At 50.8% G+C, this 14,321-nt stretch carries 11 protein-coding genes; 4 read left to right on the top strand and 7 right to left on the bottom strand.

What is annotated here, in order from left to right; translation table 11 throughout:
• Window positions 1-324: 324 nt before the first annotated feature.
• The 3 genes from AKG43_RS01315 to AKG43_RS01305 are packed head-to-tail and all read right to left on the bottom strand — an operon-like array spanning window position 325 to window position 4,897.
• On the bottom strand, window positions 325-1,719 hold the full coding sequence (locus AKG43_RS01315) for a TolC family protein (RefSeq protein ID WP_054598772.1): 1,395 nt from the start codon (window positions 1,717-1,719) through the stop codon (window positions 325-327).
• A gap of 55 nt (window positions 1,720-1,774) precedes the next feature.
• Entirely contained in the window at window positions 1,775-3,712 is a 1,938-nt protein-coding gene (locus AKG43_RS01310; protein WP_054598771.1) for a MacB family efflux pump subunit, read from the bottom strand.
• A gap of 12 nt (window positions 3,713-3,724) precedes the next feature.
• A complete protein-coding gene (locus tag AKG43_RS01305; RefSeq protein ID WP_054598770.1) occupies window positions 3,725-4,897 on the bottom strand; it encodes an efflux RND transporter periplasmic adaptor subunit in 1,173 nt (390 codons plus the stop codon).
• A 416-nt stretch (window positions 4,898-5,313) separates the two neighbouring features.
• Here AKG43_RS01305 and AKG43_RS01300 point away from each other — a divergent pair, with 416 nt between their 5' ends.
• Both AKG43_RS01300 and AKG43_RS01295 read left to right on the top strand, forming a co-directional pair.
• Window positions 5,314-5,745, top strand: a complete 432-nt coding sequence (locus AKG43_RS01300) for a type IV pilin protein (protein WP_054598769.1) — start codon at window positions 5,314-5,316, stop codon at window positions 5,743-5,745.
• A 94-nt stretch (window positions 5,746-5,839) separates the two neighbouring features.
• Entirely contained in the window at window positions 5,840-6,298 is a 459-nt protein-coding gene (locus AKG43_RS01295; RefSeq protein ID WP_156300595.1) for a type IV pilin protein, read from the top strand.
• 125 nt (window positions 6,299-6,423) lie between these two features.
• Here the strand turns inward: AKG43_RS01295 and AKG43_RS13075 are convergent, their stop codons facing one another.
• The 4 genes from AKG43_RS13075 to AKG43_RS01280 all read right to left on the bottom strand — a co-directional run bounded on the left by AKG43_RS13075 (window position 6,424) and on the right by AKG43_RS01280 (window position 10,429).
• The gene (locus tag AKG43_RS13075) at window positions 6,424-6,570 is read right to left on the bottom strand and encodes a lipoprotein signal peptidase (RefSeq protein WP_082402930.1); all 147 of its coding nucleotides are present in this window, start codon (window positions 6,568-6,570) and stop codon (window positions 6,424-6,426) included.
• A 26-nt stretch (window positions 6,571-6,596) separates the two neighbouring features.
• Window positions 6,597-8,273, bottom strand: a complete 1,677-nt coding sequence (gene ettA, locus AKG43_RS01290; RefSeq protein ID WP_156300594.1) for an energy-dependent translational throttle protein EttA — start codon at window positions 8,271-8,273, stop codon at window positions 6,597-6,599.
• A 165-nt stretch (window positions 8,274-8,438) separates the two neighbouring features.
• Window positions 8,439-9,533, bottom strand: a complete 1,095-nt coding sequence (gene hflX / locus AKG43_RS01285) for a GTPase HflX (RefSeq protein ID WP_369799559.1) — start codon at window positions 9,531-9,533, stop codon at window positions 8,439-8,441.
• Between the two features lie 122 nt (window positions 9,534-9,655).
• The gene (locus AKG43_RS01280) at window positions 9,656-10,429 is read right to left on the bottom strand and encodes a TatD family hydrolase (protein ID WP_054598848.1); all 774 of its coding nucleotides are present in this window, start codon (window positions 10,427-10,429) and stop codon (window positions 9,656-9,658) included.
• A 189-nt stretch (window positions 10,430-10,618) separates the two neighbouring features.
• Between AKG43_RS01280 and uvrA the strand changes: the two genes are divergently transcribed.
• On the top strand, window positions 10,619-13,456 hold the full coding sequence (gene uvrA, locus AKG43_RS01275) for an excinuclease ABC subunit UvrA (protein WP_054598765.1): 2,838 nt from the start codon (window positions 10,619-10,621) through the stop codon (window positions 13,454-13,456).
• Between the two features lie 71 nt (window positions 13,457-13,527).
• A complete protein-coding gene (locus tag AKG43_RS01270) occupies window positions 13,528-14,229 on the top strand; it encodes a hypothetical protein (RefSeq protein WP_156300593.1) in 702 nt (233 codons plus the stop codon).
• The last annotated feature ends 92 nt before the right edge of the window (window positions 14,230-14,321 follow it).

The following is a 14,321-nucleotide window of genomic DNA, read 5'->3' as shown; positions in this document are numbered from 1 at the left end:
TTTTTATACCAATTTAAATTTCAATTTTGACGCAATATTTGGCGTTTTCATTCCCGCCCTGCAAACCGCCCGACATAAACCCTGCGCCGTACCGCTTATTTCAGACAAAAATGGTTTTCTTAACCGCAACCGTGCCGATAGCAGAAAACAAACGCCGCCACAACTGTGGGGGTATGTTTTCCGATATACAGTCGGCACATTTTCATGCGTGCGCCCTTTCATCTTGTAAGGATGAAATATAAACGAGGCCGTCTGAAACCATGTTTTCAGACGGCCTTCAGACCTGAGACCTTTGTTCCGGCTAAATCGAAACCCCAAATAAGCCTAGTCAATTGATTTTTCGGCGTAACGCCCGGCCATCGCCTTATACACCATATTTTCGTATTTCAACACGTCGTAGCGTCGGTTCAACACCGTTTGTGCCGAGCTGTGCTCGGTGTTCAAGGCTTCCAGCCAGTCTTTCAACTCGTCTTTTCCGTATTGGTAGCGCACTTGGTAATAACGGCTGTTTTTTTGATCAAGCGCGTATTGCTTGTGCGCGTTTTCCAGCAGCGTTAGCGCATGGCCGTATTTCTGATAATGCCCCAACACTTCGTTCAACGCAGCGGTGAGTGTCTGCTCGAAATTCAGGCGGGCTTGATTGAAATTGGCTTCGGCAGTTTTGTCTTGCCATTTCAGGGTATTCCAATCCAGAAAAGGCAGGTTGAGCTTAACCGACCCGCCTAAAAACGGCACGTCGAACAGGGTGCGGGCTTTGTCGGATGAAGTGCTGATGCTTGCGCCTATGGTGATGGCGGGATACCAGCTCCGTTTTTGGGCATCAACGCTTTTCACGGCAGATTGCAGGCGGTATTCGGCTGCGCGCAAATCGGGGCGGTTGGCCAGCGTTGCCACGGGCACGTTTAAATCGACACCGCGCGCGGCTTGCAAACGGTATTCGGCCGGAGCCGCCGCCGCAGCTTCTCCGGGTTTGAGATTCAAAAGGTTGCGCAAGGTCTCTTCAACGGCTTCACGGTTGTTGTGCAGTTGGATCAAGCTGTTTTGGGCGGCCAACAGAGCCTGTTCCGCGCGGCGGGGCTGTGCGGCATCGGCTTTACCGTGCCTGTATTTGGCAGACGAAATGCGGCTGATTTCACGGTATTGCTTAATGTTTTTTTCGGTAAGGGCAATGGCTTCATTCAAATAGGCGATGTTGAAATAGGCATCGGCCACATTGTTGAACAAGGTCAGGCGGGCGGCGGCCAAATCTTGCTGGGTGGCCTGATATTCCCACACTTGGGCATCGGCTTTGGCATTGAGTTTCTGCCACAAGTCGATTTCGTAACTTAAGCCGAGCTGGCTGCTGAACGAGCGGCTGCTGTTGCCGTTGTTGAGGTTTTTATTGGCAGACGCACCGGCCGATGCGTTAAATGCAGGCACAAGGCCGGCGCCGAGAATATTGGCCTGATAAAGGGCCTTGTTGACGTTAATTGCGGCTTTTTTCAAGTCGATATTGTTCGCCAAAGCTTGCGCCACCAGCGCGTTCAGACGGCCGTCTTCATAAAGCTTCCACCAGTCTGCGGCGATATGGTAACGCTGTGCGGCCTCTTCCGCCGGAATAATGCTGCCCGATGTTTGCAGCGTTAAATCGGAGCGGGCAGTGTGGTTGACGGCGCAACCGCCCAAAGAAATGACGATGCCCAAGCTTAAGGCCGTCTGAAACAATCGGTTGGTTTTCATGAATGGTCCTTAGGGTTTTCAGACGGCCTAAGGCGTAGAAGACCGTCTGAAAACATTAATCGTGTGCCAACGCGTCTATCGGGTTAAGCTGCGAAGCTCTCTTGGCCGGCATAAAGCCGAACACGACGCCGATAATGGTGGAACAGGTTACGGCGGCCACGATGGAAAGGGTAGAAAAAGTCATGGCGAAATCGGTAACAAAATGGTTGAACACCAAGCTGATGGCAAAGGAAAGCAACACGCCGCTCAATCCGCCGAGCAGGCAAATCAACACCGCTTCTATCAAAAACTGCTGCAAAATGTTCGACTGCCGCGCACCGATGGCCATACGCACACCGATTTCTTTAGTGCGCTCGGTAACAGACACCAGCATGATGTTCATCACGCCTATACCGCCCACGATCAGTGAAATCAATGCAATGCTGGAAATCAGCAACGTCATCGTGCCGGTAGCGCTTTCCACCGTTTGCTTGATGCTGTCGCTGTTTTGCATGAAAAAGTCTTTCACGCCGTGGCGCGAAAGCAGCAGTTCGTCCAAACCTTTTTCGGCGGCTTGGGAATTGACATCGTCTTTGACTTTTACCGTAATGGAATTGATATACCGCTGGCCGCTGATTTGGTTGATTACGGTCGTGTAAGGCGCCCATATTTGCAGGTTGTCGTCGCTGCCGAAACTGCTCGTGTCTTTTTCGGTTACGCCGATGATTCTTAACGGGCGTTTTTTAAACAGGATAACCTTGCCGATGGGGCTTGTGCCGTCTGAAAACAACTTGTTTTTTGTGTTATCGTCAATAACGGCTACCTGATTGTTGTTGGTTACATCGTCGGCATCGTACAGACGGCCTTCCGCAAGTTTGATGCCGCGCACGTCGAAATATTGCTCGCCCGCACCGAAAAGCTGGGCGGTCACGTCGATATTGCGGTAGGTTACCGTGCCGCTCGAAGCAACCATCGGCGTTACGCTGTCTACATAGCTTTGTTTGGAAATGGCATCGGCATCGGCGATGGTAAGGGTGCGGATGCGGAAAGATTGCCGGTCGCCAAACCCTCTGCCCGGCCGGATGCTGATGGTGTTGGTGCCAATGGCACTGATGTCTTTGAGGATTTTTTCCTGCGAACCTTTTCCCAAAGCCACTACCGAAACCACCGAAGCAATACCGATGATGATGCCCAGCATGGTCAGCAGCGAGCGCATTTTATGTGCCAAAACCGCCTGCACCGACATCCTGAACGATTCGATAAACTGGTCCTTAAAGAACAGCCACGACGTATTTTCGCGAATGCTGCCCACATTGCTCGGCGGCACTTCGGCATTTTTACTGATGTCGGAAATAATCTCTCCGTCTCGTATTTCGATCACACGGTTGGCATTGGCGGCGATTTTCGGGTCGTGCGTAACCAAAATCACCGTATGCCCCCGGGCGTGCAGAGAATGAATGATTTCCATCACATTGTCGCCCGATTGCGTATCCAGCGCGCCGGTGGGTTCGTCGGCCAAAATGATTTCGCCGCCGTTCATCAAAGCGCGTGCGATGCTGACACGTTGCTGCTGGCCGCCCGAAAGCTCGCTGGGCTTATTGTTTTCTTTGCCTTCCAAGCCCAAATCATGCAAAAGCTTATCGGCCCGCCGGCTGCGGTCGGCTTTTTCCAAACCCGCGTAAACCGACGGCAAAGCTACATTATCCCGCGCATTCAATGCACTGAGCAGATTGTAACGCTGAAAAATAAAACCGAAACGCTTGCGGCGTAGCCCGGCCAGTTGGTCTGCCGTCATTTGTGCGGTTTCCACGCCGTCGATGGTGTACGACCCCGAACTGGCCGTGTCCAAACACCCCAAAATATTCATCAGCGTTGATTTGCCCGAGCCGGATTGGCCGATAATGGCCACAAAATCGCCTTTTTCTATACTGAGGCTGATGTCTTTCAACACATGCACCCGGCTGTCGCCGCTGCCGAAATAGCGGTTGATGCCTTTACATTCGATAAAACCCATGCTCCGCTCCGACTACATCGGCCGCATACGGCCATTACGGCTACCGTTTTTCATATCCGCCGCACCCGATTCGGAGATAATCACTTGCTCTCCTTCTTTTACGCCTTCGGTTATCTCTATATGGGTGCCGTCGCTCAAGCCAGTTTTTACCGTGCGCTCTTCCACTTGGTCTTTATCGCCCAAAATCCGCACGGTTTTTTTACCCGCTTTGGTTTTGACTGCCAAATTAGGCACGCCCAATACCTGCTGCACACGCTTAATCACAATCGTATTTTCGGTGGTCATGCCGATATGGAGGGAGCCGTCTTCGTTCGGCACAAAAGCGCGGGCATAGTAATAAATGGCCGTATCGGTGGTGTCTGTGCTGGTGGTGTATGATCCTTGCGACATTTTGGTTAAACCGGGGTCAACCGTGTCGATAACGGCATCCCGCATATTTTCAGGCTGAGCCAAAATCGTAAAGGTCAGGCTTTGCCCTGCTTTAACCTTACCCGCATCACCTTCGGCAATCTGCATTTTGTTCAACATCTTACTCAAATCTGCCAGCTGAACAATGGTCGGCGTGCTTTGGTTGGCATTCACCGTTTGCCCTTCTTCCACCGGAATAGACACCACCGTTCCGTCCATTGTGGCAACGATACGCGTGTATCCCAAATCGGCTTCGGCGGTATTAATCGCAATCTGCGTCTGTTTGATCTGGGATTTCAACTCGGCTACCGATGCCGCCGCTGCAGACAGCGCATCTTCGGCATCTTCCAACTCGGCTTTAGACGTGGCGTTTTCGGCCCATAGTGCTTGTTCGCGCCGATATTTTTTTGCGGCGGTTTTATGCTTGATTTCGGCGGATACCAACTGGGCACGGAACGTATCCAACTTGGCTTTATGGGTATTGAGGGTGTTGATTTGCGTAGTCGAGTCGATTTCTGCAATCAATTCGCCTTTTTTGACTGGTTGGCCGATTTTAACGTAGAGCTTTTTAATCTGCCCCGATGCTTGGGAACCTACGGTTACCAACTGTGCTGCGGAGATTTCTCCCGTAGCACTCACCGTTTGGTTGATATCCATTTTTGCAACCGGCTGGGTTAAATAATTGATTTTTTCTTCCGGCTTCAAATACATCCAGGCTAAAAAGCCTAACCCCGCAGCAACGGCCAACGCCGTTATCCATTTCACCGCTTTTGCCATAATGCCTCAATCTTTAAAATTATTGTGTTCCCTATAAATTAAATGAGCAGCGGCCGCAACAGCAGGCCGAACGGAACATAAACCGAGTGAAGTGTACTGAAAAAAAACCGCCCCTCCAAGCACCTATCTTTTTTTCAAACTTATATTTTATTGTTCTTTAAAGTATTCATGAAGTCATTTTTTACACAATAAGTGCCATGCAACATCAAAAACTTTCACTGTCGCACAAATCTGCACATTCTCAGCATAATTGTTGTTTTACATACTGTTACTCCGTTCAACATCTTTACACTACCATATATCGGATATGACAACCGTCAAACTTATATTCATTTATACTTTTCAGAGAAACAACAATAATTTAGTATGCTTATACTATACATTACGTCTAACCGATTACTGACTCGACCTGCAACATGACCAAACAAAGACAACAAGGCTTTACCCTGATTGAATTAATGATTGTGGTTCTTACGTTAGCCCTTATTGCCACAATTGCCTATCCGTCATACGAAACGTATGTCCGTCAAACCCGCTTGGAGAATGTGCGTGCCGACCTGCTGGTAAGCGCACAAACCTTAGAACGGCGATACGCGCAGCAACACCGTTTCCCCGCCTCTATATCTTCCGATGCGCTTGAAACCAATCAATATTTCAATATCCGTTATCAAGCGGCAAGCGGCGACGACTTTACCCTTATCGCCGAACCGAATGACAACAATCCCAACGAAAAACGCCATATGCAGCTCAACGGCAGCGGCATCGTTACCCTTTGCGAAGGCAGAACGGCAACCGCCACAGTTTCGAATTCTTCCAATTCCAACGTGAACTGTTACGTGTACAAATAAATACATTCGCCTGCCAAACCGTTAAGATTTACTTTACAGGTCAAACAAATCTTTACATAATCACCCTAGTTATTAGTTTTAAAAGGGGATTATTGTGCACACACAACGCGGTTTCACGCTGACCGAGCTGCTTTTTACCATTGCCATTCTAGCCGTTCTAGCGGCTATCGCTATTCCCGTTTATCAAAAATACATTAAAAATACCCGCCTTCACGAAGCTCACACCGCCCTAATAAAAAATGCCCAAATGATGGAGCAATTTTACCAGCAGCACCGTTCGTTTAAATTGAATTCAACAACTTGGCCGCCATTACCCGAAACTTCTACTGGCCATTTCTGTATCCGTCCGCAAGGTGTCGCGCGTGGCGCGCACGACGATAAATTTACTTTGAAAGCGGTTGCCTTTGATAAAAACAACGAGCCGCGTGTATTAAAAATCAACGAATCTTTGATTGCCATAGTGTGCGAATCCAGCGCCAGCAGCTGCTCGGATGAAAATCATTTTTTCAAAGGCAAGTCCGCCGATAAAGACTGCCGGATTTACAGCAACTAATACAGATACATAGTCAATCCAGTCAGCGCTTACTGCGGCGTTACGGCATCTTGTGTTAAAGATTAAGTGATTAACTCTATATTCATTCATCTGCCCCAAAATACCAAAAGGCCGTCTGATTTTTTTCAGACGGCCTGAGACCTTTGCAAAACCCCCAGATGTGGATGCAGTTCAAGGCGTAGCAGCACAGCGAGTGCAGACATATCATATAGATAGGCAAACGAGCGAGCAGCGCACAACGCAGAAATGCGCCGCAGATGGGGGTTTTGCAAAGGTCTCGGCCTTTTCAAACTCTTAATCAACGTGTTACCGGTTTATAGCGAATCCGTTTCGGCTTCGCGCCTTCTTCACCCAAGCGGCGTTTTTTATCGGCTTCGTATTCCTGATAGTTACCATCGAAGAACACCCATTTCGAATCGCCTTCCGCTGCCAAAATATGGGTGGCGATACGGTCGAGGAACCAGCGGTCGTGCGAAATCACCATCACGCTGCCGGCAAATTCCAGCAAAGCATCTTCCAGCGCACGCAGAGTTTCCACGTCTAAATCGTTGGAAGGTTCGTCCAACAACAGCACGTTGCCGCCGGCAAGCAAAGTTTTCGCCAAATGCAGGCGGCCGCGTTCGCCGCCGGAAAGGTTGCCGGCAATCTTGCTTTGGTCGCTGCCTTTGAAGTTGAAACGGCCCAAATAAGCGCGGGCGGGGATTTCAAACTGGCCGACTTGCAGAATATCGCGGCCTTCGGCGATGTTGTCGAACACGGTTTTGTCGTTTTGCAAACCTTCGCGGCTTTGGTCAATCAGCGACATTTTCACGGTTTGGCCGATTTTCACTTCGCCGCTGTCCGGCTGCTCTTTGCCTGCAATCATTTTAAACAGGGTCGATTTACCCGCACCGTTGGGGCCGATAATGCCGACAATCGCACCGGGCGGCACTTTGAAGCTCAAATCGTCTATTAAGAGTTTGTCGCCGAACGACTTGCTCACGTTTACAAACTCGATCACTTCGTTACCCAAACGCTCGGCCACGGGAATAAAGATTTCCTGGGTTTCATTGCGTTTTTGATATTCGTAGTTAGACATCTCTTCAAAGCGTGCCAAACGCGCTTTGGATTTGGCTTGGCGGCCTTTGGCGTTTTGGCGCACCCATTCTAATTCCTGCTTCATGGCTTTCAGGCGGGCGGCTTCGGTTTTAGCCTCGTTTTCCAAGCGTTTTTCTTTCTGCTCCAGCCAAGAAGAGTAATTGCCTTTCCACGGAATGCCGTGCCCGCGGTCAAGCTCGAGAATCCATTCGGCGGCGTTGTCCAAGAAATAACGGTCGTGGGTCACGGCCACTACGGTGCCGGGGAAGCGCACCAAAAACTGCTCCAGCCACTCCACCGATTCGGCATCCAAGTGGTTGGTCGGCTCGTCCAAAAGCAGCATATCCGGCTTGCTCAACAACAGCTTGCACAAGGCCACGCGACGTTTTTCACCACCGGAAAGATTGCCGATTTTGGCATCCCATTCGGGCAGGCGCAGCGCATCGGCAGCAATTTCCAATTCATGCTCCATACCGCCGCCGCTTGAAGAACCTGCCGCGATAATGGCTTCCAAGCGGCCTTGTTCTTCAGCCAAAGCATCAAAATCGGCATCTGGATCGGCATACGCGGCATACACTTCTTCCAAACGCTTCTGCGCGGCAGCTACTTCGCCTAAACCGCTTTCCACTTCTTCGCGCACGGTTTTTTCAGGATCCAGCTCCGGCTCTTGCGGCAGATAGCCGATTTTGATGCCGCTCATCGGCACGGCTTCGCCTTCAAACTCTTTATCCACACCCGCCATAATGCGCAACACGGTGGATTTGCCCGCGCCGTTCAAACCGAGCAGACCGATTTTCGCACCGGGGAAAAACGACAGGGAAATGTCTTTGATGATGGTTTTTTGCGGCGGCACCACTTTGCTCACGCGCAGCATGGAATAAACGTATTGGCTCATAATGTTCTCTTTTAATCGTATTGGGAAAAATGTTTTCAGACGGCCTAAACATCATGAAAGGCCGTCTGAATGGAATCACTTAGGCTTTGTTTCACAGCGGTGTCTGTTTTGCACAAAACCAATTAAAGATGGGCGGTATTCTAACCCCAATCGCTTGTAAAACCTACCTTAATCTTGCGCCCGCTCAATCATCGCTTCGCGCAAGGCATCCAAGCCCAAACTTTCGGTAACGGAAATATTCACCGCCACCGCCCTGCCCTGCGTATCGCGCAGAATACCGGCGGGGCGTTTGTTGTCGGGCAGCAGATCGATTTTGTTGTACACGATCAGTTGCGGCACTTCATGTGCGCCGATTTCTTCGAGCACGGTGTTTACATCGTCCATCTGCCGCTCGAAATCGGGATGGCTGGCATCGACCACATGCAGCAGCACGTCGGCCAACGCGGTTTCTTCCAAAGTGGCGGAAAATGCCGACACCAGCTTGTGCGGCAAATCGCGCACGAAGCCGACGGTGTCGGTTAGGATAACCGTGGCTTCGGGCGACAGATACAGGCGGCGGGCGGTGGTGTCGAGCGTGGCGAACAGTTGGTCTTTCGCCAGCACGTCGGCTTTGGTTAAACGGTTGAACAGACTGGATTTTCCCGCATTGGTATAGCCCACCAGCGCAAAAGTTTTAATGCTGCCCTGCATCCGCGATTTGCGGCGGGTGGCACGCTGTTTCTGCACGTTTTGCAGTTGCCTTTTCAAGGCGGTGATTTTTTGGTTGATTAAGCGGCGGTCGGTTTCGAGCTGGGTTTCGCCCGGGCCTTTTAAACCGATACCGCCTTTTTGACTTTGCATGTGTCCGTAACCGCGCACCAGCCGCCCGCTTAAGTGATTAAGCTGCGCCAACTCCACTTGCAGTTTACCTTCTTGCGATTGTGCGCGTTTGGCGAAAATCGCCAGAATCAGCCCCACGCGGTCAAGCACGCGGCATTGTAAAACGCGCTCCAAATTGCGCTCCTGCGTCGGTGTCAGTTCGTGGTTGAACACCACCAATTCAATGTCGTGCTGCCGCACCAGTTCCGCCAACTCTTCGGCCTTGCCCGTGCCGACAAACAGCGCGGTATGGGCTTTGTCGCGCTTGGCGGTTTCGGTACACACCAAATCGCCGCCCGCCGCGCGCACTAAGTCTGCCGCTTCGGCCAAGGCCGTCTGAAAAGCCTGTTCGCGCCATTCGTTGGCACCGGAATAATCCGCACTCAGCATCACCCCCGCCAGCATCACGCGCTCGGGCTTTTCAAGGGATTTGTCGATTTGAAACAGGGTGGGTTTACTCACGGTTCACGCTCCGTTTAGGAAAGTTTTCAGACGGCCTCTGCGGGTTTGCCATGTTTCAGCTTTTTTCACGCCAACTTGGGCACTTTGTTAAACAACCGGTAGAAGTTTTCGGTGGTGATTTCAGCGATATGCTCCACAGAATCGCCGCGCAGTTTCGCTACGAATTCAGCAGTATAGCGCACATAAGCCGGCTCGTTGGGCTTGCCGCGTTTAGGCACGGGGGCGAGAAACGGCGCGTCGGTTTCCACCAAAATCCGGTCTTGCGGCACATACTTGGCGGCTTCTTGGATATCCGCAGCATTTTTAAAGGTAACAATACCTGAAAACGAAATATAAAAACCCAAATCCAGCGCAGCTTTGGCCACTTCCACATTCTCGGTAAAACAATGGATTACCCCTGCATGGGCTTGATGTTTGCGCAGCATGCGCATGGTATCCGCCGCCGCATCGCGGGTGTGGATAATCAACGGTAAACCGCTTTGGTTGGCCGCCTCGATATGGTCGGCAAACCGTTGGTACTGCCAGCCCAAATCGCCTTGGCACCAGTGGTAATCCAAACCTGTTTCGCCGATGCCCACCACTTTAGGGTGTTTGGCATGTTCCACCAACTCGGCCACGGTAAATTCGGGCGTGTCTTTTTCATCGGGATGAATGCCCACTGTGGCGAAAATGTGTTCGTGCGCCTCGGCAATCGCCAATACTTCAGAAAAAGTCTGCCTGCTCACGCTGATGGCCAACGCCTGCCTAACTTCTTTTTCGGCCATATTGGCAAACACTTCGGGCAAACGGCCGGCGAGGCCGTCGAAATTCAGATGGCAGTGTGAATCGATTAAATGCATGATGGTTGTTAAACGTATTGAAGAAAAAGGCTGTAAAGATAACATATCGGCGCAACAGATAACAGCTTGCGCCGATATGCACGCTTCTGCCTGCATAGCCGTCTGAACAGACTTTATACACGGCAAAACACATAAAAATGTTACAATACGCGGTTCTTTTTTAACCGGAATTCAGACGGCCTCACCATCATGAGCAAGCACGACAACGACACCATCCGCATTCGCGGCGCACGCACCCATAATCTGAAAAACGTCGATCTCGACATCCCCCGCCACAAGCTCGTGGTGGTAACGGGTTTGTCGGGCAGCGGCAAATCCTCGCTCGCGTTCGACACGCTTTATGCCGAAGGCCAGCGCCGTTATGTGGAAAGCCTTTCGGCCTATGCGCGCCAGTTTTTGCAGATGATGGATAAGCCCGATGTCGATTTGATCGAAGGCTTGTCGCCCGCCATTTCAATCGAACAAAAGTCCACCAGCCACAACCCGCGCTCCACCGTCGGCACCGTTACCGAAATCCACGATTATCTGCGCCTCTTGTATGCCCGCGTCGGCACGCCGCATTGCCCCGAACACGATTTGCCTTTGAGCAGCCAAACCGTATCGCAAATGGTGGATGCCGTCTTAAAACTGCCTGAAGACACCCGCGTGATGATTCTCGCTCCCGCCGTGCGCGAACGCAAAGGCGAATTTGTCGATTTCTTTGCCGACTTGCAGGCGCAAGGCTTCGCCCGCGTGCGCGTGGACGGCGAAGTCTATCAGCTCGACGAAGTGCCCAAGCTCGAAAAAAACATCAAGCACAATATCGACGTGGTCATCGACCGCGTGAAAGTGAAAGCCGACATCAAACAGCGGCTGGCCGAAAGTTTTGAAACTGCTCTGCGTCACGGCGGCGAACGTGCGCTGGCGCTGGAAATGAACAGCGGCGAAGAACATTGGTTTTCCGCCCAATTCGCCTGCCCCGTGTGCTCATACAGCCTGCCCGAACTCGAACCGCGCCTGTTTTCCTTCAACAACCCTGTCGGCGCCTGCCCCACCTGCGACGGCTTGGGCAATATGAACTTCTTCGACCCCGAGCGCGTGGTGATGCACCCCGAGCTTTCCTTAGCCGCCGGTGCGATTAAAGGCTGGGACAAACGCAACCAGTTTTACTTTCAAATGATTCAATCGCTGGCCGCACATTACGGCTTCGATGTCGATACCCCCTTTGAAGGACTGCCTGAAAAAGTAAAAAAAGTGATTTTGCACGGCTCCGGCAAAGACGTTATCGACTTCCGCTACCTTTCCGAAAAAGGCACTACCTTCAACCGCAGCCACGCTTTTGAAGGCATCATCCCCAATCTTGAACGCCGTTTCCGCGAAACCGATTCCAACACCGTGCGCGAAGAGTTGTTGCAATATCAAAGCCATAAAGCCTGCCCCAGCTGCGGCGGCGCACGTTTGCGCAAAGAAGCGCGTTATGTTTATGTAGGCAAACAGCCGCTGCACGAAATTTCCGCATGGCCGCTCACCCAAACGCACCAATTCTTTGAAACCCTCGATTTGGAAGGCAACAAAAAACACATCGCCGAAAAAATCCTCAAAGAAATCACCGAGCGCTTGGGCTTTCTGATTAACGTCGGCCTCGACTATCTGAACCTCAGCCGCAGCGCCGAAACCCTTTCCGGCGGCGAAGCCCAGCGCATCCGCCTTGCCAGCCAAATCGGCAGCGGCTTAACCGGCGTGATGTACGTTTTGGACGAACCCTCCATCGGCCTGCACCAGCGCGACAACGACCGCCTGCTCGCCACCCTCAAGCGCCTGCGCGACCTCGGCAACAGCGTGATCGTGGTCGAACACGACGAAGATGCCATCCGCGAAGCCGATTTCGTGATCGACATGGGCCCCGGCGCGGGCGAACACGGCGGCAACGTTATCATCGCCGACACCCCCGACAAAGTCGCCGCCTGCACAAACTCCGTTACCGGCCAATACCTCAGCGGCAAAAAAGCCATCGCCGTGCCGTCTGAAAGAACGCCCGTCAACCCCGAAAAAATGCTCGTCCTCAAAGGCGCACGTGGCAACAACCTCAAAAACGTTACCCTCGAGCTGCCTTTGGGTTTGATTACCTGCATCACCGGCGTATCCGGCAGCGGCAAATCCACCCTGATTAACGACACCCTCGCCAAAATTACCGCGCGCGAGCTGAACCGCGCCCACGAAGAACCCGCGCCTTACGACGACATCACCGGCCTCGAACATCTCGACAAAGTCATCAACGTCGACCAATCCCCCATCGGCCGAACGCCCCGCTCCAACCCCGCCACCTACACCGGCCTCTTCACCCCCATCCGCGAACTCTTCGCCGGCGTACCGCTTGCCCGCGAACGCGGCTACAACGTCGGCCGCTTCTCGTTCAACGTCAAAGGCGGCCGCTGCGAAGCCTGCCAAGGCGACGGCGTGATTAAAGTAGAAATGCACTTCCTACCCGACGTATATGTACCCTGCGAAGTGTGCCACGGCAAACGCTACAACCGCGAAACCCTCGAAGTGCAATACAAGGGCAAAAACATCAGCCAAGTGCTCGACATGACCGTAGAAGAAGCCCGCGAATTCTTCGATGCCGTGCCCACCGTATCCCGCAAACTGCAAACCCTGATGGACGTAGGCCTGGGCTACATCCGCCTCGGCCAATCCGCCACCACCCTCTCCGGCGGCGAAGCCCAACGCGTCAAACTCGCCCTCGAACTCTCCAAACGCGACACCGGCCGCACCCTCTACATCCTAGACGAACCCACCACCGGCCTGCACTTCGCCGACATCGCCCTGCTACTGGAAGTAATAGGCCGTCTGAAAGGCAAAGGTAATTCGATTGTGATTATTGAGCATAATTTGGATGTGATTAAGACTGCGGATTATATTGTGGACTTAGGGCCGGAAGGGGGAGATGGCGGGGGGAGGATTATTGCTAAAGGTAGCCCCGAAGAGGTGGTGAAAGTTGAGGGGAGTTATACGGGGAAGTATTTGAAAGAGATATTGCAAGTTACTTAACTTTAATGCAATTTCAAATTAAACTATTACGAAACATTTTAATTTCAACTTTACAAATAAGGAGTCTGCTTTTGGATTTTCACCATTTTAAATTTATTCTCGCAATTGTTATCATCGTAACAATAGTTTTATGTTGGTATATCTCCTATTCCTTAGAAAAATACGACCAAGAAAAAACCTACGAAAAATCAGATATTTTTAGAGAAACTCGATTGAGAACTTATAGTAATGGCAAAAAAGAAATTTTTGTTCCATTTCGCAAATATTTTTTCGGTTTTATGCAGAAAAACAAGTTGGAGCGTATTAATGACACTTTTCAACAAAATGAAATTATTACCTTTTTTCGAGATCAAAGTGAAAGAAGTAGCGATGCCTATGTAATTTTGTGTTCGTCTGGTGAATGGAAAGTTGATGGTTTTCGCCTTTATGAAAAGCGGTTTTCGGTTGAACCACTAACCATTAGAAATACAATGAATACCCAAAATGTTACCATTATCCAATATGGAAACGGAATGATAAATTTGTCTATTTCTCAAAATGATTTATCTTGTATTTCATCTTTAGCACATAACAGTAACTCTTTATCTCAGGATGACAGATTTTTTCTAGAAAATTTAGTTAAAAAATTGTCCAATAATTCTGTTTTAGACTCATCTGAATTAGCAAGATTTTCAACAATACTTGAATACGCTCAAAAATATGAGCCTGCATTCAGTCTCGCTAATAACTTAATTGAACTTTGTAGTGCTATTAGTAAGTTTTTAAATTTATAGCAAGCGTAGGTTGGGTTAACAAGCCGTAGCAAGCCGTAGCCTGCATAAAACTTAAAATCCTATGCGTAGGGTGTGTGCGGTACGCACGCACG

Source organism: Neisseria sp. 74A18 (assembly GCF_001308005.1).
Taxonomy (GTDB): domain Bacteria; phylum Pseudomonadota; class Gammaproteobacteria; order Burkholderiales; family Neisseriaceae; genus Neisseria; species Neisseria dumasiana.
This window is presented reverse-complemented; position numbering and strand designations above follow the sequence as displayed.

Bases quoted from the DNA above. Each gene is read 5' to 3' on its own strand.
- AKG43_RS01305 (WP_054598770.1), bottom strand. From the start codon at position 4,897: ATGGCAAAAGCGGTGAAATGGATAACGGCGTTGGCCGTTGCTGCGGGG.
- AKG43_RS01300 (WP_054598769.1), top strand. From the start codon at position 5,314: ATGACCAAACAAAGACAACAAGGCTTTACCCTGATTGAATTAATGATT.
- AKG43_RS01280 (WP_054598848.1), bottom strand. From the start codon at position 10,429: ATGCATTTAATCGATTCACACTGCCATCTGAATTTCGACGGCCTCGCC.
- AKG43_RS01315 (WP_054598772.1), bottom strand. From the start codon at position 1,719: ATGAAAACCAACCGATTGTTTCAGACGGCCTTAAGCTTGGGCATCGTC.
- AKG43_RS01310 (WP_054598771.1), bottom strand. From the start codon at position 3,712: ATGGGTTTTATCGAATGTAAAGGCATCAACCGCTATTTCGGCAGCGGC.
- uvrA (WP_054598765.1), top strand. From the start codon at position 10,619: ATGAGCAAGCACGACAACGACACCATCCGCATTCGCGGCGCACGCACC.
- hflX (WP_369799559.1), bottom strand. From the start codon at position 9,533: ATGCTGGCGGGGGTGATGCTGAGTGCGGATTATTCCGGTGCCAACGAA.